This is a genomic window from Francisella orientalis FNO12, from assembly GCF_001042525.2.
Lineage (GTDB): Bacteria > Pseudomonadota > Gammaproteobacteria > Francisellales > Francisellaceae > Francisella > Francisella orientalis.
This window is the reverse complement of sequence record NZ_CP011921.2, coordinates 992201-1014697: the sequence shown is the minus strand read 5'-3', so window position 1 is coordinate 1014697 and position 22497 is coordinate 992201. Positions and strand designations below refer to the sequence as shown.

The window sequence follows — 22497 nt, the reverse complement described above, 5'->3', positions numbered from 1 at the left end:
ATAGTTTCAGAGATGCAAAGATGAAGAAAAAATTTATTTCTATTTATACTTCTAGTTATTTTGACTGTGATAGTTTTGGTTTTATTTTATAATTTTATAGATTTGCTCAATGGTATGAGCAGACATTAAGATCTATATTTTCTTATATTGTAATGATTGCACTATTATTATTTGTATTTGCGCCTTTAAAATTTATCAAGGATAAAAAACTAAAGTAAATATATTTACGTACTTTAAATATTTAGGAGTAACTATTCTAGAAATTGTTAAAATATTAGCTAATATAGTTAAACAAGCAGCCTTAACATTAGTGTATCTTGTTAAACGATTATTTACTAAAGATTCACCAGAAAAATAAATAACAAAATTCTTAGATGCAGTATACAGCTGAACAACAAAAAATTATAAATCATGATTTGGATAAACATGCTTTAGTTTCTGCGGTCGCCGGGAGTGGAAAAACTCAAACTTTGATAGCAAGAATTGAATATCTAATCAATAACAAAGTTCCTCCAAATAAAATATTGGTTTTAATGTATAACAAATCAGCTCAACTTGATTTTGCAGAAAGACTTAGAAAAGTTATTAAAGTCGATATTGCAAAGTTAGTTAACGTAAGAACAATGCATTCATTAGGAAATAGTTTCTTACAAGCTTTTGCAAAAGCAGGATTTGTTAAGGCAGATAAGATTCTTAAAGAGTATGAAATAGATGTAATTATTTCAAAGCTACTTAAATTATATCAAAAAGAATTTAAAATAACTAAAGATATTGATAACGAAAGGGTTGAAACATTTAAAGAATATATTTCATTATTAAAATCAGACTTATCTCTTACTAACAAAAAACTCAGTGAACTTAATGCTAAAGAGATGACGCTTTTAGATAAAGTATTTTTAGAGTTTAGCAAAGAATGTGAACATCAAAAAGCTATAACTTATGATGATATGATTTATCTTCCTGCAAAGCTTTTTGAAAAAGATAAAAATAGCATAGCTCAAGCAAGTAACTTGTATTCTTATATAATTATAGATGAGTATCAGGATATTAATCAGGCACAACAGTTTTTTTTGAAGTGCTTAGTTGGACAAAATACTTATGTTATGGCTGTAGGAGATGTTGATCAGACAATATACCAATGGCGTGGCTCCACCCCATATTATATGTTAGAGGGTTTCAAAAAAGATTTTAAAAATGTAAGACAATACAGCCTTTCTTATACTTTTAGATATGGTGACTTAGTATCTTTGATGGCCAATAATATTATTACTAATAATAAAAAACGCCATGATAATCTATGTATTACATACCCTAAACTAGATAAAACAACGGATATTAGTATTCTTGATAGTAGTGATAAAGTAGTTCTTAAACTTAAAGCATTGATCAATAGTGGTGTAAAAGCCAGTGATATAGCTATTCTTGTACGTAAATATAACTCAACAACTGTATTTGAATTGAGTTGTTTGTATCACGATCTAGCTTATAATGTGGTAGCCGATAAGAATATTTTTAGTGAAAATCTATTTAAAGCTATATATGGATATTTGATGCTATTTAATAAGAGTCAAGGATTTGCTAAACATAGTATTGAACAACGAGTTGAGTTTATAAAAGCAATGCTTGATTATCCATCACTATATCTCAAAAAAAATGTTAAACAAAATTTGGCAAATAAAATAGCTCAAGATATTTCAGCTAGCATGAATATAATTTCAGAATTGACCAAAACAGTTGATAAGTCATTTAAAGAAAAAAATATATTAGCAGTATCAGCTAGTTGGAGAGCTATTTTTAATAATACTCGGATTAAAAAGTCAGAAAGAGCGATAAGTTTTATATTAGAAACTCTAGATCTCAAAAAACAAATTTCTAAAGTCTCTGGAGAGACGCACTCAAGCAAATCTAAATTACAAATTATAGATGGAATGAGTAGTTTTGCTAAAGGTAAGAAAAGTTCATTATCAGAATTTATCGAACTTTTATATGAGCTATACATAAAATCAAATCAGCAGGGTGAAAATGATCCAAATCAGATCCAGATCATGTCAATGCATAGAGCCAAAGGTTTAGAGTGGGATTATGTTGTTGTACATGATGCTACAGAAGGAGGCTTTTTCGGTGAAAAAAATTCTAAGGCTTGTGATGAAACAATCGAAGAGGAGCGGAGATTATTCTACGTTGCTATTACACGAGTTAAGAAACATTTGTTCATCGTATCTTCAGATGATATTAATCGTTTATCATCATGGTATGAGATCAAAAAAAATACCTACCCAAAAGATTTGAAATGTAAAAATAGCTTGAGATTCTTATACGAAGGCAATTTAATAGACTGTCAAAATCATTTAGAGACAATTAACAATATCAATATTGAGGATAATAAATTTTCTAACAAGATTTTTAAACGTTATTATGAAGGTTTATCAAAGTAGAATTAACTAGTTTTATCGTCTTGTAATGATTCGTTTGGAGTATCTACTTTCGGTGCTAAGTCATCTTTAGACTCAAAAGGTTGATCTGAGAAGTACATAGCGGGATGAGCTATTATTTTATTGTCATCAATTTTGTTACACCATTGGCCATTTTTATCGATACTTGCTGAGAAACCATCTAGAATTTGGATATACTTTTTCCAGCATTGTGCTTTGAACATAGGCTTTTTGCCCGTTGTTACATTAGTCTTGTGCCATGTTTTACCATCATCAAAAGATTCTAAATACGTGATTAAACAGTAGTCATGAGGTTTTGGCATTTCCGCTTCTTTTGCGGCTGCTTCAGCTGCTTTTTCTTCAAGTTCAGACTGGTAGTGGAAATAATACGCAATACTAGATACTGCTGCTACTACACCGATAATTACTGAAAAGATAAATATCTTTTTTTTCATTTTAAAACTTACACAAAATCAACAACTTATTTACGATTATATACTTATTTATATTCAAATGCGATTGGTAGAGTTTATTTTGTTTACTAAAATGGTTTATAATACTAGCTGTTTTGAATTTAATTTAAATATCTGTAGCGCTATCTACTATAAGGTAAACTATGATTTCTACTAAAGAGTTACGTAATAAATTTATAAGCTATTTTGAGTCTAAAAGCCACTCGCATCAACCAAGCTCATCTTTAATACCATTTGGTGATGACACTTTATTATTTACGAATGCTGGAATGGTGCAATTTAAGGATGTTTTTTTAGGTTTAGAGAAAAGAAATTTTTCTAGAGCTGTTACAGTTCAAAAGTGTCTTAGAGCTGGTGGTAAGCATAATGATTTGGACAATGTAGGTTATACAGCTAGACATCATACTTTTTTTGAAATGCTAGGTAATTTTAGTTTTGGTGATTATTTCAAAAAAGATGTTATCAGCTTTGCTTGGGAATTTTTGACTAAAGAGATTGGATTACCCGTTGAAAAATTATGGGTAACTATATATGCAACAGATGATGAAGCATTTAATGTATGGCACAATCATATTGGTTTACCAAAAGAAAGGATTATTCGTATAAATTCAAATGATAATTTTTGGTCAATGGGTGATACTGGTCCTTGTGGTCCATGTACTGAGATTTTTTATGATCATGGTGCAGATGCTCCAGGAGGATTGCCTGGCACTCCAGAGGAAGATGGAGATAGATATATCGAGATTTGGAATATAGTCTTTATGCAATTTAATCGCCATGCTGATGGCACAACTACAGATTTACCTAGGCCATCTGTTGATACGGGTATGGGCTTAGAAAGAATAGCAGCTGTATTACAGGATGTTCATAGTAATTACGATATAGATTTATTTCAAGCTCTGATTAGAAAAGCTCAAGAAGTGACTAATGCTGATGATATAAATTCACCATCTTTAAAAGTAGTAGCAGATCATATACGTTCAAGTGCTTTTTTAATTGCAGATGGAGTTTTACCATTGAATGAAGGTAGAGGATATGTGCTAAGAAGGATTATTCGTAGGGCAATTCGTCATGGTAATAAGCTTGGTGCTAAGGATATATTCTTTTACAAATTAGTGGCAGAGCTTATTAATCAAATGGGTGAAGCATATCCACAGTTAATAGATAAGAGAGAGCTTATTGAAAAAACTCTTATCAAAGAAGAAGAATTGTTCCTAAAGACTATTGAAAATGGTATCAAAATTTTTGATGCAGAAATTGCGAGTCTAAAAGGTGGTACTATTTCTGGAGAGATAGCATTTAGACTTTATGATACTTATGGTTTTCCCTTAGATTTAACTGTTGATATGGCTAGAGAAAAAGGTTTAAAAATTGATGAAGAAGCATTTAAAGAGCAAATGCAACAGCAAAAACAAAGATCAAAAGAAGCTGGGAAGTTTAATGTTGACTATAACAGTATCATCAATTCACAAGCAAAGTCAGAATTTAGAGGTTATTCAACATTAATTGAAGATGCTAAAGTACTTGAGATATTTCAAGATGGGCAGTATGTAGATGTAATCAAAGCTGATTCATTAGCAGTTATTGTCCTTGATAAAACTCCTTTTTATGCTGAATCTGGTGGTCAGGTTGGTGACAGAGGAGTTTTGGAAGGCATTGGTATTGAATTTATAGTTGAAGATGTACAAAAATCTGGTGAAGCAATTTTACATATTGGTAGATTATCTAAGGGTATATTACATACTAATGATGAAATAACCGCGAGGGTTAATGATTCAAGAAGGCTTGCTACTACTGCTAATCATAGTGCAACACATTTATTACATAAAGCTTTAAAAATCGTTTTAGGTAATCATGCTGAGCAAAAAGGCTCACTTGTTGATGATAATAAATTAAGATTTGATTTTACGCATGAGAGGGCTATCTCTCGTGGTCAGATTGAACAAATTGAGATGCTAGTTAACCAACAGATTAGAGCTAATTATCCTGTAGCGACTATAGAAACATCTCAAGAAAAAGCTAAATCTCTAGGGGCAGAGGCTTTATTTGGTGAAAAGTATGGAGATATTGTTAGAGTAATTTCAATCGGAGATTTCTCCATTGAGCTTTGTGGAGGAACTCATGTTGCATATACTGGAGACATAGGCCTATTTAAGATAGTATCAGAGGGAGGCATTGCATCTGGAATTAGAAGAATAGAAGCAGTTACAGCTGATAAAGCTATAAAACATACTTTTACTATCGAAAATAAGCTGATAGCAATAAAAGGTATTACTAAATCTAATGATTCTAACTTGTTAGACAAATTACAATTAATGTTAGAACAACTCAAAAACCAAGAAAAAGAAATCGCTAAGCTTAAAAAAGATCTGTTATCAGGAGCAAATAGTGATATTAAAGAGCTCATAATTGGTGATATCAAAGTGATAATAGCTAATTTAGAAAATGTTGATATCAAAACATTGAGAGAAAAGATTGATGATTATAAGTCAAAAAAAGATAAGATAGTCTCAGTGTTAAGTACTATAAATGCTGATAAAGTGCAATTTGTAATTGGAGTTAGTAAATCTATCACACCATTAATCAAAGCTGGTGATATTGCCAAAGAATTTAGTGGTTATATAGATGGTAAAGGTGGTGGTCGTCCAGATATGGCTCAAGGTGGAGGTAATAACTCTACCAATATTGATAAGGCTCTAAGTGACTTAGAACAATATATTTTGAATATTATAAAATAGTAGAGTTTAGTCTTGAAACAGTTGTATAGGCATTTATTAATATCTTTGGGAATTTTTGGTTTTTGTATCAGTGCTGTAGCTAATACTGTTGCTGATTATACGGATACAATAAAGCAGTCTATACAGAATTCACCACAATATAAGTTTATTGGTTTTCAGTTAAACTCTAGACAGATGGATCCAGCCATTCAACTAGGTAGATTATTACCTAGCATAGATATTGGAGGATCTATAAAAGCTACAAATATACTAGATCAAAAAACTATGGCTGATAGTAATATCGCTGGTGGACATTTTCATTCAATTCAAGGTGTAGTCTCATTGACGCAACCTTTGTATGATTATGGGGCCTACAAAGATCTTCAATCAGCTCAAGAAACAGCTCAATTTGCTCAACAAGACTATAGAACAAATTATCAACAATTCTTATATGATACCAGCTATGCTTATTTTAACTTAGCTAAGGCTATAAAAAATGTTGAATATACCTCATACAATTTAAAGGCTAACAAACAAAGCTTGAATGAACTAGAAAGTAAGTTTAAAGCAGGTACAGCTGATATTGCTGATTATGAAACTGTGAAAGCCAACTATTATATAGCAGAAGCTAGCTATGCAGCTGCGCAGAGAGAAGAAAAAGTCGCTCGTGCTGAATTACGTAAGTTTACCAATAATGATGATGAGGTTATTTTATATAGTAATGACTTCAAAATTAAGGAGCCATCACCTAATACAGAAGAGAGTTGGGAAGAACTCACAATGCGAAGCAGTCCATCATATTTAGGCTCTATGCACACAAAAGAAAGTAATTATTATAACTATCAGTCAGCTACAAGCTCATTTATGCCTAAGGTTAATTTTGAGGTTAAATACTCACCTGGTTATAATGATGTCAGTTTACTTGGTAATCCAGTATTTGATAATTTCTTATCGTCAAAAGGTATGGTAAACGCCTTTTATTTTGGCATTAATCTTACATGGAATATTTTTGCGGGTGGCACTAACTATGCTGAATTAAAAAAAGCTGCGTATGATTATCAGTCCTCAGAATTTGATATGATCCAAACAGGAAGGGTTGCTCAAAACGATGCTATGTATGCTTTTAGATTTGTTGAGCTTAAAAAGAAAGAGATAGAATCATTACGTAAGTCCGTTGCAGCAGCAAAAATTGCTTATGAAAAGTATAAAGAAAGGTACGATCAAGGAACAACGACTATTACTCAGTATTTTATACTTTTAAATAACTATTATCAGTTTTTGATTCAGTTAAATAATACTGAGTTTGATTATATTATGGGTTTTTTGAGCTTATATAAAACAGCTGGTATTTTTACATCAAGTACAGTACAAGATTTTAATAACTGGCTAATACTAAACCAAGATGTGGAGCTATAAAGTTATGCATATTTCAACGCAACTACAGTGTTTTTCTTTACAAAAAGAATTTGATTCTAAACCTATTTATCTAATACATAAGGTTAATTTTGATAACTGGCTTAGCCAACAAGATTCTTTTAGTCAAAACTATATTAAACAGTTTACTGATAAGAAAATAATAGCTATGCCTAGTAAATCAGGAGATATTCAAAAGATTATCTGTATTGTCTGTGAAAATATGTATAGTTTAGCACCTTTGTCTAGTCAGTTGAGCAAGGGTAATTATCATATTGAGTATTCTGAAATTTCTGATTTAACATTGCATTATATTGGTTTTGGATTATCAAGTTATAAGTTTGAAAGATATAAGTCTAATCAGCAAGGTGTAGATGTGAAATTATTTTTACCAACACAATATAAATACATCTTAACTACAGTTGAGGCGAATTTTATTGTTAGAGATATGATTACAACGCCTGCTGAAGATATGGGGCCTGAAGATATCTCTAATATTATCAAATCTATTGCTAAAGAATTTGATGCTAGCTTTGATGAAATAGTTGGAGAAGATCTCAAAAATCAAGGGTATATGGGTATTTATACTGTGGGCAAAGCAAGTCATAGACCTCCAAGATTAGTTAAATTAAATTGGGGTAATGAAAATCATCCTAAAGTTTCTATAGTGGGTAAGGGCGTTGCTTTTGATACAGGTGGACTTGATATAAAAGCATCACAATTTATGTTGCTGATGCACAAAGATATGGGTGGTGCTGCAAACGCTATAGGTCTTGCTTATATGATTATGAAATATAATCTTCCAGTAAGATTAAGTCTATCAATACCTACAGTTGAGAATGCTGTGGGTGCAAAGTCATATCGTCCTAGTGATATCATTAAAATGAAAAATGGAACTACGGTTCAAGTTACAAATACTGATGCAGAAGGAAGATTGATCTTAGCTGAACCGTTATATGAAGAGGCTACTAAAAAACCGGAATATTTAATAGACTTTTCAACTCTAACAGGTGCTGCAAGAGTAGCTGTTGGTGATAAAATTTCAGCATTTTTCTGTAATAATGATGATGTTGCAAGAGATATTTATAACTATGGGGAAACCGAGCAAGATCAGACTTGGAGACTTCCATTAGCTGATTGTTATAGAAAAAATCTTGAAACAGAATTCGCAGATATATCACACTGTGAACTGTCAACTTTTGCCGGAGCTGTAAAGGCGGCACTATTTATCGAGTATTTTGTAGGTATTGAGAATGCTCCTACTTGGATTCATTTTGACATAATGGCTTGGAATGTTGCTAACTCTCCAGGTAAACCAAAAGGTGGAGAGATGATGGGTGTTAGAGCAATGTTTAAAATGTTAGAAGAGAAATACAGCAAATAAATTTTAAATAATTAATATTTACTTTATTTACTAATACTCTTGAAGTTGTATACTTTATTAATGAAGTGTAAAAGTCTTATTAGAAAACTATGCAAAAATCGTTATTAAAACAGCTTAAAAAAGTAACTATGGTAGTCGCTGATACTGGTGATTTTGAGTTAATTAAAAAATATAAACCTGTTGATGCTACTACGAATCCTAGTTTGATACTTAAAGCTGTTAAAGATCCAAAATACTCTAAGTTAGTTATAGATACTATAGATAAGTTTAAGCAGAATAATCCTGAGTTTAAGAGAGATGAGCTTATTAGAGAGATTACTATCGAGATACTGGTATTTTTTGGAATAAAAATATTGGATGTGATTGACGGAAAAGTATCTAGTGAAGTAGATGCAAGAGTATCTTTTAATTCTGCAGAAACAATTTATTATGCTAGAAAAATTATTAAAAAGTATGAATCTCACGGAATCTCAAAAGATCGAGTTTTGATAAAAATAGCAGCTACTTGGGAAGGTATAAAGGCGGCTAAACTTTTGCAAAAAGAAGGTGTTAATTGTAATTTGACACTTATTTTTGATAAAGTTCAAGCACAAGCTTGTGCTGAGGCTAGAGTTTATTTGGTATCACCATTTGTAGGAAGAATTACAGATTGGCAAATGCAACAAAACAAACTTGATACTTTCCCTGATGTGAACGACGATGATGGTGTTAACTCTGTAAAATCGATATATAAGCTATACAAAGATTGCGGGTTTAAAACAATTGTTATGGGAGCAAGCTTTCGAAGTGCTAATCAAGTAGTTGCTCTTGCTGGTTGTGATGCTTTAACTATATCACCAGTATTACTTGAAGAGCTTGAAAATAATTTTGAAAATTTAGAAGTTAAGTTGAAAAAATCTAATGATGTAAATACACAAGTACCACAAATTGCAGAGTCTAATTTCCGTTGGCAGATGAATGAAAATCCTATGGCGACTAATAAATTAGCAGAAGGAATTAGACAGTTTGCAAAAGACACCGTTGAATTAGAAAATATAATAACTAAATATCTATAATTAAGAGGTTAATATGAAAAAAACTTTATTAGTATCAGCATTGAGTTCTATTTTTATGACTCCGTTTATTTCTTTTGCTAATGATGATCAAGAGTACTTAAATCCTAGAAGTGAGACGCAACTACACTCTCAACGTCAAATGATTAATCAAAAAAATAGTCAAGCTTCACAAATGCCTAAAAAACATCAGTTAGGTATTACAGATGAAGATATGAGAATTCCCAGTGAATCAAGCAGTAAATCTCGTAATATGGGTACTAAAAAGGGTTGGGGAAGTACTAACGCACAGGAAAAAAAATCAAAGAGTAATGAAGACTCTGATGATGATAATCCTGATTTATCTGATCTAGCTACTCCAGCACCTAAAAATATTCATAGTAATTTGGCAATTAGTGATGATGATAGGGCATTAAATAGACAGATGATGCTGTCTGGTCCTAAAGGTGGTTTTCAAAATAGTCAGCTAAGAGGTATCGGCGGCTCGAGTGCTAATTTCTAATTAGAAACATAATTGCTAACATTATCTAAATATAATAAAATCTACTAGTTCAATTATTTAATTAGTTTAGGTTCCTAATGAATTTTCAATATAATGATTTTAAAATTTTAGAAGTAAGTGGAATAGATACCATAAAATTTCTTCAAGGCTTGGTAACATCTGATTTAACTAAGCTATCTGATGATAATAATTTATTGATGACTGCTTTTGCTAATTTAAAAGGACGAATTATTTCCTTATGTTTTGTGAAATATGTTTCTAGCCAGAAACTATTACTCTCAGTTGAAAAAAGTATTATAGATAATCTACTTTCTTGGTTAAAAAAATATAGTATGTTTTCTAAAGTTAGCTTTGCTGTTAATGAAGATTATTCATTGTTTTTTACCGAGAAAGGGTTTTTAAATCATGATATTTTAGTTAAAGATGCTTTAAAGTCTAAAATAGCATACGAACAAATACAAAAGATTAATATCGTAAATAAGCTTGCAATTATAGATCAGACTAATGTAGAGAAATTTCTTCCAGCAGAGTTAGATCTTGATAATGTAGATAAAGTTGTCAGTTACACCAAGGGTTGCTATATGGGTCAAGAGGTGATAGCAAGGATGCGCTATAAAGCTAAATCAAAAAAAGAATTAGCAGTTGTTAAATCAGTCACAAATATTCAAGATTTTGATTTAAAAACAAGTGATGGCAAACCTCTAGCAAATGTTGTAAATAGGATTTACGTTGAGGATGTTTACTATATGCTAGTAGTGTTTCATAAAGAAGCAACAGAAGTTGAGTATCAGCTTGAAAATGAAGTAATCGTAACTAAATGCTAAATAATCTTAATCAACAGCAACAACAAGCTGTTAAATATACTAGCACACCTTTATTAGTATTAGCGGGGGCAGGCAGTGGCAAAACTAGTGTAATTATTGAAAAGATTTCTTATCTGATAGAGCAACTTTTGTATCCAGCTAAAAGTATCATAGCTGTAACATTTACAAATAAAGCAGCCAAAGAAATGCAAGAGCGTGTTAAATTACGACTTGATAAAGAAAAATCAAAAGGTTTGATGATTTCGACATTTCACTCTCTTGGCTTATCAATTTTAAAAAGACATTTTTCTGATTTAGGATATAAGAAAAATTTTACACTTTTTGATAGCCATGATTCACTTGCACTAATATACGATATTGCATATGAGGAATATCAGTTGCCCAAACAAAATGCTGGATTTATTCAATCAAAAATATCATTTTGGAAGTCAGTTCTACTTACACCTGATGAAATACAACCTAAGGATGACCTTGAAGAGCGAGCGGCTTTTATATACAAAGAATATCAAAAATATCTAAAATCTTATAACTCTTTTGACTTTGATGATCTGGTATTTCAACCAATACAGTTATTTAAAAATTTCTCAAGCATTCAAAAATTATGGTCAGATAAATTTAGATATATTCTCATAGATGAATACCAAGATACTAATGAATCACAATATCAACTTTTGAAGTATTTGACACAGGACAAAAATAAATTCACTGTTGTAGGAGACGATGATCAGTCTATATATGCATGGAGAGGTTCTCGACCAGAAAATTTACGCCATTTGCAAGAAGATTTCAAAGATCTAAAAGTTATTAAGTTAGAACAAAACTATCGTTCCACAGGTAGAATACTTAATGTTGCAAATAAGCTTATTGAAAATAATAGCCATATTTTTGACAAAAAACTTTGGTCAAACAAAGATTACGGTGAGCAAATTAAGGTTATTAGTCTTACAAACGATGAAGATGAGGCACAATTCATAACTAGTGATATTTTCTTTGATAGGGTAAAAACAAAATCTAAAAACTCTGATTATGCAATATTGATAAGGAGTAATTACCAAGTATACTTACTTGAAAGATATATGCAAATGCACAAAATCCCTTATACAATTAGCGGGGGAAGTTATTTTTTTTCCAAATCAGAAATCAAAGATATTATTTCGTATTTAAGGCTAATAGTTAATCCTGATGATGATAGAGCATTTTTGCGTGTGGTAAATATTCCTAAACGTGAAGTTGGTAGTGCAACTATTCATAAATTAGGAGAATACACAAGTGAACATCACTGTAGCTTTTTTCATACTTTATATAATTTAGAAAAGTTTGAAATACGCGATTTTACCAAAAAAAACTTATCATCTTTTAAAGATTTGATACTTAATACGCAGCAGGAGATAAATTCAAGTATATCTGCTCAAGAGCTAAAAAATATAATTAATAATTTTATTGATAATATTTCATACCGACAGTGGCTTATAGATTCTAGCTCCTCAGAGAAACAAGCAGAGTTTAGATATGCGAATGTCAAAGAGGTTACTAAATGGATTGTCAATCAGCTTGAGGGTGACTCATATAATGCTCTTGAATCGCTAGCTTCAGTTCTTAATAAAATGTTACTTATAGATATTTTGGATAGAGATAACGAAGATAAAAATGATAATCAGGTTCAAATTATAACTATGCATGCTTCCAAAGGTTTAGAATTCAAAAAAGTTTATATAATGGGTATGGAAGAAGGAATCTTGCCACATCAACAAAGTATTGAAGAGGACTCTATAGAGGATGAACGTAGGCTTGCATATGTGGCGATTACTAGAGCTAGAGAAAATTTGACTATAACAATGACAAAACATCGTAAAAAGTTTGGCGAAAAACATATATCTATTCCAAGTAGATTTATTGACGAATTACCAGAATCTGATCTGTATTGGGTCGGCACAGAAAAAGAATGTGCAGAAACTCGTCAGCAAAATTCTAAACAGAATATATCCGCACTTAAAGATATGTTTGGATAATTTAGAATTTTTTAATAATTATATAGGTTTTAATCATATAGCTGTATTTAGTAAACGGTTATTAAATACTAAGATCTATGATAGTATTGGAATTGTTTTAAATTAAAGGTATGCATTTTGATTTCAAAAGGAAAATATTCTAAGTTAAAAATTCTTGAAAAAGCACGAGATATATTTGTTTTAGATGCTTTAGAGCTTGGTACAGCAAGTATTGCTAGTTCGGAGCTTAGCGATACAGTAAGTGTTGATGATAGTATAGACGTTTTTTTATATAATAACTCTAAGTCTGAGCTTGTAGCAACTACAAAAAAAGTCCCAACAGTTGGTCAAATTGCTTATTTGCAAGTCAAAAGTATTACAAAAATTGGTGCTTTTTTAGACTGGGGATTAGAAAAAGATCTTTTTGTACCATTAGCAGAACAGCATCGACCTTTAGAAGTCGGTAAGCCATATATTGTTTATTTGTATCTTGATAAAGTTAGTGGTCGTATTACAGCATCATCAAAAGTTGATAAATTTATTACAGATTATGCTGGCGATGAATTAAAACCAAATCAAGAAGTAGATCTTGTAATTGCTAACTCAACAAATATAGGATACAAGGCAATAATTAATAGTAGTTATTGGGGAATTATCTATTCTACAGAAGTTTTCAGAAGACTTAGCTTTGGTCAATCTATCAAAGGATATATAAAAAATATTCGAGATGATGGGCGTATAGATTTATCATTACAGTTAGTACATAAAGATCTGGATAAAAATGCAGAGTTAGTAGAAAAATACCTAATAGAGCATAATGGTTCTGCTCCTTTTAACGATAAATCTAACCCTAATGATATAGTGCTTGAGTTTGGAATAGGCAAAGCTGCTTTTAAAAGAGCTATCGGAACTTTATTGAAGAAGAAAATAGTTATTAGAGAGAGTGGAATATACTTAAATGGCTAATATTCTTTAAGTATTATATTGTCATTGGATATTTATGATAGTATAATGATCTCCTGCTCTTTGCTATGCAAAAAGTTTTTGTATAGCTTATCAGTAAAAAAAACTAACAATGATAAACCGGAAGGAGTTTACAAAATGAAACATTATGAAATCGTGTTAATGATTCATCCAGATCAATCTGAGCAGCTTGATGCAATGCTTGGCAAATATCGTGGAATCATTGAAGAGAAAGGCGGAAAAATTCATAGATTTGAAGATTGGGGACGTCGTCAACTAGCTTATCCTATCGAGAAACTTCATAAAGCACACTATGTGTTATTCAATGTTGAATGTGATGTTGAGTCTCTAGAGAAGCTTCAAGAAAACTTAAAGTACAACGATGCAGTTTTACGTCGTTTAGTAATTTCTAAGAAAGAAGCTGTTACAGAGCCATCAATTATGATGGAAACTAATGAAAAAGAAGTAATTTAATAGAGGGATTTTAAGATGAGTCGTCGTAAAGTTTGCCGTTTCACTGTTGATGGTGTAAAAGAAATTGATTATAAAGATGTAAATAAGTTAAAAGCTTATATTACTGAAACAGGTAAAATCGTACCTAGTCGTGTAACTGGTACATCAGCTAAGTATCAAAGACAGCTTTCTACAGCTATCAAAAGAGCTAGATTCTTAGCATTATTACCTTACTGTGATCGTCACTTTAACTAATACCGGAGGTTGATTACAATGCAAGTTATTTTAAAAGAGAAAGTTGAAAACCTTGGTGTATTAGGTGATATCGTTAATGTTAAACCAGGGTATGCTAGAAATTTCCTTATCCCATTTGGTAAGGCTGTACAAGCTACTAAAGCTAACATTGAAACTTTTGAAGCACAAAAAGCTGAACTTGAAAAAGCTGAAAAAGCGAGATTTGATGCAGCAGTTGCTACTGCCGAAGTTATCAAAGATAAAGTTTACACAATTGCTGCTCAAGCTGGTGAAGGTGGTAAACTATTTGGTTCTGTTGGTACTGCTGGAGTTGCTGAAGCTGTATCGCAAGCTTCTGGAAAAGAAATCGAGAAGAGTCAAGTTCGTATGCCAGAAGGTGTGATTAGATCTATTGGTGAGTTTGAGCTTACTATTCATGTTTATACTGATGTGGATGCTGATATCAAAGTAAATGTTGTAGCCTCAGAAGCATAGTTTTATAATATATAAACTAACACAATATCTGTATTTAATATAAAAACCATGTGTTAGGCATGGTTTTTTTGTATATAAGGGTCTTGATGTCAATGGATTATCAATTTAAGGTTGCTGAAACTACATATTCAGTTGATGCTGAGAAAGCAATATTAGGAAATATTCTTCTAAATAATGATAATATAGAGCTAGTTGAAGATTTTCTTTTGATTGATGATTTTTTTGATAAAAGGCATAAAATTATCTACAAACAAATTACTGTTTTGAATCAATCAAACACTCCGTTTGATGTTTTGATTTTAAGTGAATATTTAGCTACCGAAGGTCTATTATCTGAGGCTGGAGGCGAGTCATATATTATTGACTTGGCAACAAATACACCAGCAGTTTCAAATATCAAGACCTATGCAAATATAGTTAAAGATAAAGCTAAACTTAGAAGCCTTCAGGCTAGTGTTAATGATATAGTTCAAAAAATATACTCTTCAGACTCAAAAAATCCTGATGAAGTAATCGATTATGCAGAGAGTAGAATTCTTGATGTGGCTAAAGAGAGAGAAACTTTGGTCAAAGGACCTGAATCAATTAAATCTGTCATACCTAAGTTAGTTGATCGGATGAGTGCTATTGTAGATTCTGGAAGTGGTTTAACTGGTATATCTACAGGATTTATTGATCTTGATAAAATGACATCAGGCTTACAAAGAGCTAACATGGGTATTATAGCTGCTCGACCTTCAATGGGTAAGACTGTACTAGGTATTAATATAGCCCAAAATGTTGCAAAAATTGCAGATAAGCCAGTATTAGTTTTTAGTTTAGAGATGCCATCTGAAGATATAGTAACAAGAATGTTAGCTTCTCAAGCACGAGTAGAGATGAGTTTGCTGAAAGAATGTAATCGTCTAAATGATGCTCATTGGGTTAAGATTATTAGTGCTATGAAGTCTTTAAGCGAGATGCCTTTATACATTGATGATACATCAAGTCTTACTCCTTCTGAAATGCGTTCAAGAGCAAGGAGACTCTATAATGAGCAAGGAGGTCTTTCTATGATATTAATAGATTACCTTCAATTGATGAAAATACCAGGGTATGAGACTAATAGAACACTTGAAGTATCAGAAATATCAAGGTCACTCAAAGCTTTAGCCAAAGAGCTTGATATTCCAGTTATAGCTCTTTCTCAGCTTAATAGGGCAGTTGATGATCGTAAAGATAAACGCCCAATGATGTCAGATCTTCGAGAGTCAGGGGCGATAGAACAAGATGCTGACTTGATTATGTTTATTTATCGTGATGAAGTTTATAATAAAGATAAAGAAGATAATAAAAATCTAGGTGAAATAATAATTGGTAAACAGCGTAATGGTCCTATAGGAACCGTACATGTTCGCTTTGACGGTCAGTTTGTGAGTTTTGCTAATCTGACACATGAAAATGATAATATTTTACCTGGTGATATAGGGTACAACGAATAATTTTATATACAAAAGAGAAGTTTAATGCAACAAGATAAAACAAACTTACTTGGATTAAATCAAAAAGCTATAGAAGCCTTTTTTATTTTGATAGGCGAGAAGAAGTTTCATGCAAGACAAGTTTTTAAGTGGATTCATAAAAAGGGTGTTATTGACTTTGATAGCATGACTGATCTTGGAAAGAATTTACGTAATAAATTAAAAGAAAATGCTGAAATAGTCATTCCTAAGGTTGTATTTAATAAAGCATCAAAAGATGGTACTCACAAGTGGCTTATTGATGTTGGTGGAAGTGCAGTTGAGACAGTCTTTATACCTGAAGAAGGAAGAGGCACACTTTGTGTATCATCACAGGTTGGCTGTACTTTAAATTGCAGTTTTTGCTCTACTGGTAAACAAGGATTTAATAGAAATCTTTCATCAGCTGAAGTTATTTCACAACTTTGGATAGCAGCTAGAACATTATCAAAAAATAATGGTGAACATGATTTTAGTGTGACAAATATAGTTATGATGGGCATGGGGGAACCATTGATGAATTTTGAGAATGTGGTTCCTGCGATGGATATTATGATGGATGATTTAGCATACGGACTATCACGTCGTAAAGTTACTCTTAGTACATCTGGTGTCGTTCCAAAAATTTATGATTTGCTAGAACAATCGGGAGTTTCTTTGGCTGTATCATTACATGCACCTACAGACTCCTTACGTAATGAAATCGTGCCTATTAATAAAAAGTATAATATTGATGAGCTTCTAGAGGCGTGTAAGCTCTATGCTGAAAAAGGTCCGCATAAACATATAACATTTGAATATACTTTGATGGAAGAGGTTAATGACAATTTATCAGATGCTGAACAATTAGTTGAGTTATTAAGATCTCGTGAAGTACCAGCTAAAATTAATCTGATACCATTTAATCCATACCCAGGTACGCCATATAAAAAACCTAGTAATAATCGTATTCATAGATTTAAAGAGTTTTTACAACATAATGGTTTCGTTACTACAGTAAGAAAAACTAGAGGTGATGATATTTATGCTGCTTGTGGGCAGTTAGCTGGCAATGTTATGGATAAGACAAAAAGAAAAGAAAGATATTTAAAGAAACTTGGTGATAAAAATGCAGTCTGATTTTAAAAAGATTTTAGCTACAACTATATTATCAGGAATACTAGCTTCATGTATGACCTCTAGTAATGTGAATAATAAAAATCCTAGTTCACAAAATCAGAATGAAGTAAAAAATCAGAATGCAGAACAAGCGGAGTATTCAGCTACAGGCGGTTCTTTTCCTCAGGCTAACTATGAAGAAGCAACTAAAATTAATTCTGAATTAGCTATAATTTATTCAATAGAAGGTTATCTTGAAAGAGCGAAGACTAAACTTATAAAAGCACAAGAACTAGCAAATAATCATAATCAAAATTTAGCTATTGTAGATTATGCTAGAGGGTATTATTACCAAAGTATAGTAGCAAATTCAATTGCTGAAAAGTATTATCAAAAGGCTCTTGATAAGCATCCAAAAAACTATGAAGCAATGAACTTTTATGCACAATTCTTGTGTATGGAGAAGGAAGAATATAGTTGTGCTCAAGAACTTTTTTGAGAAAGCTCTATTTATGCCAAATAATAATGATATGGCTCAAACATTATTTTTATACGCTCAATGCGTGTATAAACAGGGCAAGAAAGATGGCGCTTTAGCATATATGCAACGAGCTGATAAATTTAGAATAGATTATAAAGCTGCTAAATTAAGATTAGCACAGATGTATTTTGAAAGAGGTGAATATAAAGAATGCTATAAAGTTATTTACAACATGAAGAATGATCCTCAGTTCTTTAATATAATAATAAACTTGTTTTAGACATGAGGTTAAAGTTAGCAGAGTACGCTAACAATAAAAATGAAGCTGCAGCTGTAAGATTAGTTTTATCTTCTAATAACTATAATGATGAAGATATAGATAAATTCTTCTCAGCAGCAGATCAAAAGGATATCGATAAAAATGCGTAGAATTAATCAAAATACTGAAAACACTCCAGAAAGACTACAAAAGCTATTAGCAAAATATGGCATTGGCTCACGTAGAAAAATTGAAGAGTTTATAGAACAAGGTAGAGTGCGAGTGAATGGTAAAGTCACAACTCTTGGCGATAAAGCGACAGACAAAGATAAAATTAGCTTTGATGGAAAGGCTCTACACTCTTATGGTCAACCTATGACTAGACCAAGAGTTATTATTTATCATAAAAGAGAGGGGGAGGTTTGTACTAGTAAAGATGAGAAAGATAGAAAGACTGTTTTTGATTCATTACCTAAGCTAGCAAAATCACGTTGGATAATGATTGGGCGATTGGATATAAATACTACAGGGTTGTTACTTTTCACAACAGATGGAGATTTAGCTAATAGGTTAATGCACCCATCTTATGAAATTGAAAGAGAGTATGCTGTACGTGTTTATGGTCAAGAGTTATCAGATGAAACTTTAAATAAACTGAAAGATGGCATACAGTTAGAAGATGGCATGGCAAAATTTAATAATATAAAATTCTCTGGCGGTGAGGGTGCAAATCTTTGGTATTATGTAACTTTGTCTGAAGGACGTAATAGAGAAGTCAGAAGAATGTTTGAAGCGGTTAGTGTTACGGTTAGTAGACTGACAAGAATTAGATTCGGTGATATTATTTTGCCTAAATTCGTTTCTCGAGGAAAAACATTGGAGCTTAATCCTACAGAGGTCAATAGACTAAGAAAATCTGTTAAATTAAAAGAATATAGATTCCCTAAAAAATTAGTTGAAAGATTAGAGAAAAAATAATGGATTTTGTACGTCAGCTAGAAGATATTTTTGGTATTGATGTCTGGGAGTTGAAGCCAGAGTATAGGTTTACACAGCAGATTGAAACGCAAACAATAACTGAGAAATTAGTAGACGTAGAACCTTCAGGAAAAAATTTAGAGATTGTTTACACAAATGAAGTAGATAGTTCTAAGATTATAAATATTCTGTTAACTGATAAATTAGATATTAGCTTTTTAAAACAAATTGTTACTAATTTATTTTTTAAGTCTAATGTATGTATATATAAAACGAACAATATTAATTCTTTCTATAGTTTAGAAGGAGTTAATCTTGCTGAAAATGATTTTATAAGTAACGATTATAAATTATTAGATATTCAAAATAAAAAAACAATATTATCAAACTTATATAAGTATGCAGATTTTAGAGCTTGATATTACATTTCTAACAAAAACCATTCAGCTAGTAAGAGCTATTGATAAAGATTTTAGCTGGTCAGATAAACAAATCGAAGATTCATTAACTAATGATACCGTTTTAGGTTTAATGATTGATAGTGAGCTTGTTGCTATTGCTATTTTTAACTATATATTTGAAACAGCAGAACTTTTGTATATATGTGTTGATACTGCTATGCAAAGTAGAGGAGTTGCGTCTAAGCTTTTGAAATACTCAATTGATCATCTTGGCAAGAAAGAAGTTAAAGAATTATTTTTAGAAGTTGATATAAATAATACCAAAGCTATATCTCTATATAATAAACTCAATTTTATTAAAGTATCACAGCGTAAAAACTATTATAAAAAAATTGATGGTAGTCTAAGTAATGCCTTAATCTGCCGATTAGATATATCAAACTAAACTTAACTATGTTATATTAATGCCTTAAAGACAACAGGGGTGCTATTTTTATAAAAATAATAGCTGAGAAAATAACCCTTTGTACCTGATCTAATTAGTATTAGCGTAGGGAGTTTGTTTGATTATTTTTTCATATAAGAAATATCACACAAACTCTTATTATTTATTTTTGAAATAATAGGAGATTAATCATGGAATATTTAGGCTATATAACGTTAAACATATCTTTAGTAATATATTTTATTCATTTATTACCACAAACTATCCATAATCAGTTTAAACATAAAACATTTGAAATTAGTCTCTGGACTCATTCTTTAATGATTTTTGCTAACTCTTTGGATCTTGTATATGCGATAGGATTTAATATGCAATGGCAATACATTTTGGTTGATATTATTCTTTTAAGTTTTTTAACTATTCAACAATTTCAGATCCTTAATGATAGAAGACAGAAAAATATAGTTATACATACCATATTCATTTTGATATTTTTATTAATGGTAATATATATATCTAAATTCATAGCTCTAACCGAACAGACTTTATTATGGAGTGGGTCAATTAGTGGTGTTATATATAATGTATATTGGATACCTCAGATATATAAGAATTTTCGACAAAAGCAAGCTGAAGGGTTTAGTATTTTCTACTTAGGGCTTTCAGTGTTTAGTCTTATGTGTGATATAAATAGTGCTATATTTTTAGGCTGGCCTATGGTATCAATAACAATCTCTAGTTGTCTATTTATTTTGGTATCTATACAAATTATTCAATATTTCTATTATAAAGGAATGCTTTCAAAGCAAATATTAAATACTTCTATAAACTAGAGTTATAGAACACCACGTGTTTTATGTTAAAATTAATGACTAGTATTTTTAGAAAAAGTTAAAATATGAAAAAAATTATTAGATGTTTAGTATGTATCTTAGTTTTAGGTGTCTACTCTCAGGTATTTGCATTAGATAATACCTCAAAAACATACACAGCTTATTCGATTGGCGATGCACTAGGTAAAGCCTCACATAAAAGCTTTAGTGCCATGAATCAAGAAATTATTAAGAAAGACTTTATCTTAGGGTTTGATGATACTATTTTAGATCATAAACCTGATATAAATAAAATCTCCGATAAAGACTCCTATGAAGTCGGAATGATTATTGTAACTCAATACAAATCAAAATTAAAAAAAATGGTTGTCATAAACAAACCAAATTGTGAAGAGTTTGTTAAAGGTTTCAATGATGGTGCTAATAGTAAAGATCAGTCTTTAACCTCAGAAGATAAAGAAATATTAAAACATTTTAGAATCTCAAAAGATGATGACAACTAGATAATATCAAGTAAATATGGTTGATAAATATATTCTGCTACTTTATTCTTAAGTCTAACTAACCAAAAGTCTTAAAAATTATAAATAAAATGCAAAGCTTAAAAGATATTCGAAACTTGATTAAACAAGATATTGAAAATAATAATCAATTTATAATTAATTCACTTTCATCAGAAGTGGTTCTTATTAATCAAATTAGTCACTATATCATAAATAGTGGCGGCAAAAGACTTAGACCTTTGTTAGTAATGCTATTTTCTAGAGCTTTAAATTATACTGGTAATGATCATCTAGCATGTGCTGCAATTATAGAGTTTATTCATACAGCAACTCTATTACATGATGATGTAGTTGATGACTCACACTTACGTCGAGGCAAAGAGACAGCTAATAATGTTTTTGGTAATGCTGCAAGTGTACTAACTGGAGATTTTTTATACTCTAGGGCTTTTCAAATGATGGTGAGTCTAGATAATATGCAAATTATGCAAATATTAGCTGATGCTACTAATAAAATATCTGAAGGTGAAGTACTTCAATTATTAAACGCTAGAAATATTGAGTTGTCAGAGGAAGATTACACTAATGTGATATATTGTAAAACTGCTAAACTATTTGAAGCAGCATGTGAGTTAGCCGGAGTAATTAGTCTTGATAAACATAGCTATAGTAAATTTCAAAATAGTATTAAAAACTATGGTGTTTACTTAGGAAATGCATTTCAAATAGCTGATGATGTATTAGATTATGTTTCTGATGCAGAAAGCCTTGGTAAAAATATTGGTGATGATCTTGATGAAGGCAAAATGACGCTACCAACAATTTATGCACTAGCAAATACCTCAAGTGTTGAACAAAAGAAAATAAAAGATGCCATTGAAAAAAGGCAATATGACATAAATGAAATTATCAATATTGTTAAAAGTAGTGGTGCAGTGGAATACTCTTATCAAGTTGCATGTAAATATGCTGATAGAGCAAAAGATTCAATAGATTTCTTACCAGAATCAGAATATAAACAAGCTATGATCTTACTGTGTGATTTAGCTGTGAAAAGAAAAAGTTAATAT

21 protein-coding genes, 1 pseudogene and 1 riboswitch are annotated in these 22497 nt (G+C 31.0%); of the genes and pseudogenes, 21 read left to right on the top strand and 1 reads right to left on the bottom strand.

The window, feature by feature from the left end:
- Nucleotides 1-374 precede the first annotated feature (374 nt).
- Nucleotides 375-2435 carry an ATP-dependent helicase gene (locus FNO12_RS05195; protein WP_014714990.1) on the top strand — a complete coding sequence of 687 codons (2061 nt, stop codon included), beginning with the start codon at nt 375-377 and terminating at the stop codon, nt 2433-2435.
- Between the two features lie 2 nt (nt 2436-2437).
- Here FNO12_RS05195 and FNO12_RS05190 read toward each other — a convergent pair whose 3' ends face one another.
- Entirely contained in the window at nt 2438-2887 is a 450-nt protein-coding gene (locus tag FNO12_RS05190; RefSeq protein ID WP_014714989.1) for a hypothetical protein, read from the bottom strand.
- Between the two features lie 161 nt (nt 2888-3048).
- Between FNO12_RS05190 and alaS the strand changes: the two genes are divergently transcribed.
- The 20 genes and pseudogenes from alaS (at nt 3049) to FNO12_RS05090 (ending at nt 22494) form a co-directional block, all read left to right on the top strand.
- Nucleotides 3049-5643, top strand: a complete 2595-nt coding sequence (alaS, locus tag FNO12_RS05185; RefSeq protein WP_014714988.1) for an alanine--tRNA ligase — start codon at nt 3049-3051, stop codon at nt 5641-5643.
- 12 nt (nt 5644-5655) lie between these two features.
- Entirely contained in the window at nt 5656-7038 is a 1383-nt protein-coding gene (locus FNO12_RS05180) for a TolC family protein (protein ID WP_014714987.1), read from the top strand.
- A 4-nt stretch (nt 7039-7042) separates the two neighbouring features.
- The gene (locus tag FNO12_RS05175) at nt 7043-8419 is read left to right on the top strand and encodes a M17 family metallopeptidase (RefSeq protein WP_014714986.1); all 1377 of its coding nucleotides are present in this window, start codon (nt 7043-7045) and stop codon (nt 8417-8419) included.
- Between the two features lie 89 nt (nt 8420-8508).
- The gene (gene tal / locus FNO12_RS05170; protein ID WP_014714985.1) at nt 8509-9474 is read left to right on the top strand and encodes a transaldolase; all 966 of its coding nucleotides are present in this window, start codon (nt 8509-8511) and stop codon (nt 9472-9474) included.
- Between the two features lie 13 nt (nt 9475-9487).
- Nucleotides 9488-9973 (top strand): hypothetical protein, encoded by a 486-nt coding sequence (locus tag FNO12_RS05165; RefSeq protein ID WP_014714984.1) that lies wholly within the window; start codon nt 9488-9490, stop codon nt 9971-9973.
- Nucleotides 9974-10050: 77 nt separating this feature from the next.
- Entirely contained in the window at nt 10051-10797 is a 747-nt protein-coding gene (gene ygfZ, locus FNO12_RS05160) for a CAF17-like 4Fe-4S cluster assembly/insertion protein YgfZ (protein WP_014714983.1), read from the top strand.
- Complete coding sequence (locus tag FNO12_RS05155) at nt 10791-12806, top strand: UvrD-helicase domain-containing protein (protein WP_014714982.1); 2016 nt, start codon at nt 10791-10793, stop codon at nt 12804-12806. Before ygfZ ends, FNO12_RS05155 begins: the two co-directional genes overlap by 7 nt.
- 117 nt (nt 12807-12923) lie before the next feature.
- Nucleotides 12924-13751, top strand: a complete 828-nt coding sequence (locus tag FNO12_RS05150) for a CvfB family protein (protein ID WP_014714981.1) — start codon at nt 12924-12926, stop codon at nt 13749-13751.
- Nucleotides 13752-13886: 135 nt separating this feature from the next.
- Entirely contained in the window at nt 13887-14222 is a 336-nt protein-coding gene (rpsF, locus tag FNO12_RS05145; RefSeq protein ID WP_013923199.1) for a 30S ribosomal protein S6, read from the top strand.
- A 15-nt stretch (nt 14223-14237) separates the two neighbouring features.
- Nucleotides 14238-14456 carry a 30S ribosomal protein S18 gene (gene rpsR, locus FNO12_RS05140; RefSeq protein ID WP_014714980.1) on the top strand — a complete coding sequence of 73 codons (219 nt, stop codon included), beginning with the start codon at nt 14238-14240 and terminating at the stop codon, nt 14454-14456.
- A gap of 18 nt (nt 14457-14474) precedes the next feature.
- Entirely contained in the window at nt 14475-14930 is a 456-nt protein-coding gene (gene rplI, locus FNO12_RS05135; RefSeq protein ID WP_014714979.1) for a 50S ribosomal protein L9, read from the top strand.
- An 86-nt stretch (nt 14931-15016) separates the two neighbouring features.
- On the top strand, nt 15017-16411 hold the full coding sequence (gene dnaB / locus FNO12_RS05130; RefSeq protein WP_014714978.1) for a replicative DNA helicase: 1395 nt from the start codon (nt 15017-15019) through the stop codon (nt 16409-16411).
- Nucleotides 16412-16435: 24 nt separating this feature from the next.
- The gene (gene rlmN / locus FNO12_RS05125; protein ID WP_014714977.1) at nt 16436-17548 is read left to right on the top strand and encodes a dual-specificity RNA methyltransferase RlmN; all 1113 of its coding nucleotides are present in this window, start codon (nt 16436-16438) and stop codon (nt 17546-17548) included.
- A pseudogene (locus tag FNO12_RS05120) lies at nt 17538-18437 on the top strand (tetratricopeptide repeat protein). Before rlmN ends, FNO12_RS05120 begins: the two are co-directional and overlap by 11 nt.
- Nucleotides 18430-19245: a 23S rRNA pseudouridine(2605) synthase RluB gene (rluB, locus tag FNO12_RS05115; protein WP_014714976.1), complete on the top strand. Its 816-nt coding sequence runs from the start codon at nt 18430-18432 to the stop codon at nt 19243-19245. Before FNO12_RS05120 ends, rluB begins: the two are co-directional and overlap by 8 nt.
- A complete protein-coding gene (locus FNO12_RS05110) occupies nt 19245-19664 on the top strand; it encodes a hypothetical protein (protein WP_014714975.1) in 420 nt (139 codons plus the stop codon). Before rluB ends, FNO12_RS05110 begins: the two co-directional genes overlap by 1 nt.
- The gene (locus FNO12_RS05105) at nt 19645-20091 is read left to right on the top strand and encodes a GNAT family N-acetyltransferase (protein WP_014714974.1); all 447 of its coding nucleotides are present in this window, start codon (nt 19645-19647) and stop codon (nt 20089-20091) included. Before FNO12_RS05110 ends, FNO12_RS05105 begins: the two co-directional genes overlap by 20 nt.
- 25 nt (nt 20092-20116) lie before the next feature.
- A riboswitch (TPP riboswitch) is annotated at nt 20117-20221 on the top strand.
- Between the two features lie 61 nt (nt 20222-20282).
- Nucleotides 20283-20924 carry a PQ-loop repeat-containing protein gene (locus FNO12_RS05100; RefSeq protein ID WP_014714973.1) on the top strand — a complete coding sequence of 214 codons (642 nt, stop codon included), beginning with the start codon at nt 20283-20285 and terminating at the stop codon, nt 20922-20924.
- A gap of 65 nt (nt 20925-20989) precedes the next feature.
- On the top strand, nt 20990-21427 hold the full coding sequence (locus FNO12_RS05095) for a hypothetical protein (protein WP_014714972.1): 438 nt from the start codon (nt 20990-20992) through the stop codon (nt 21425-21427).
- An 89-nt stretch (nt 21428-21516) separates the two neighbouring features.
- Complete coding sequence (locus FNO12_RS05090; RefSeq protein WP_014714971.1) at nt 21517-22494, top strand: polyprenyl synthetase family protein; 978 nt, start codon at nt 21517-21519, stop codon at nt 22492-22494.
- Nucleotides 22495-22497: the final 3 nt, after the last annotated feature.

Bases quoted from the DNA above. Each gene is read 5' to 3' on its own strand.
- alaS (WP_014714988.1), top strand. From the start codon at position 3,049: ATGATTTCTACTAAAGAGTTACGTAATAAATTTATAAGCTATTTTGAG.
- rluB (WP_014714976.1), top strand. From the start codon at position 18,430: ATGCGTAGAATTAATCAAAATACTGAAAACACTCCAGAAAGACTACAA.
- FNO12_RS05155 (WP_014714982.1), top strand. From the start codon at position 10,791: ATGCTAAATAATCTTAATCAACAGCAACAACAAGCTGTTAAATATACT.
- rpsR (WP_014714980.1), top strand. From the start codon at position 14,238: ATGAGTCGTCGTAAAGTTTGCCGTTTCACTGTTGATGGTGTAAAAGAA.
- FNO12_RS05105 (WP_014714974.1), top strand. From the start codon at position 19,645: ATGCAGATTTTAGAGCTTGATATTACATTTCTAACAAAAACCATTCAG.
- FNO12_RS05190 (WP_014714989.1), bottom strand. From the start codon at position 2,887: ATGAAAAAAAAGATATTTATCTTTTCAGTAATTATCGGTGTAGTAGCA.
- dnaB (WP_014714978.1), top strand. From the start codon at position 15,017: ATGTCAATGGATTATCAATTTAAGGTTGCTGAAACTACATATTCAGTT.
- tal (WP_014714985.1), top strand. From the start codon at position 8,509: ATGCAAAAATCGTTATTAAAACAGCTTAAAAAAGTAACTATGGTAGTC.
- FNO12_RS05110 (WP_014714975.1), top strand. From the start codon at position 19,245: ATGGATTTTGTACGTCAGCTAGAAGATATTTTTGGTATTGATGTCTGG.
- FNO12_RS05100 (WP_014714973.1), top strand. From the start codon at position 20,283: ATGGAATATTTAGGCTATATAACGTTAAACATATCTTTAGTAATATAT.
- rplI (WP_014714979.1), top strand. From the start codon at position 14,475: ATGCAAGTTATTTTAAAAGAGAAAGTTGAAAACCTTGGTGTATTAGGT.
- rpsF (WP_013923199.1), top strand. From the start codon at position 13,887: ATGAAACATTATGAAATCGTGTTAATGATTCATCCAGATCAATCTGAG.
- FNO12_RS05090 (WP_014714971.1), top strand. From the start codon at position 21,517: ATGCAAAGCTTAAAAGATATTCGAAACTTGATTAAACAAGATATTGAA.
- FNO12_RS05175 (WP_014714986.1), top strand. From the start codon at position 7,043: ATGCATATTTCAACGCAACTACAGTGTTTTTCTTTACAAAAAGAATTT.
- FNO12_RS05195 (WP_014714990.1), top strand. From the start codon at position 375: ATGCAGTATACAGCTGAACAACAAAAAATTATAAATCATGATTTGGAT.
- ygfZ (WP_014714983.1), top strand. From the start codon at position 10,051: ATGAATTTTCAATATAATGATTTTAAAATTTTAGAAGTAAGTGGAATA.
- FNO12_RS05095 (WP_014714972.1), top strand. From the start codon at position 20,990: ATGAAAAAAATTATTAGATGTTTAGTATGTATCTTAGTTTTAGGTGTC.
- rlmN (WP_014714977.1), top strand. From the start codon at position 16,436: ATGCAACAAGATAAAACAAACTTACTTGGATTAAATCAAAAAGCTATA.
- FNO12_RS05165 (WP_014714984.1), top strand. From the start codon at position 9,488: ATGAAAAAAACTTTATTAGTATCAGCATTGAGTTCTATTTTTATGACT.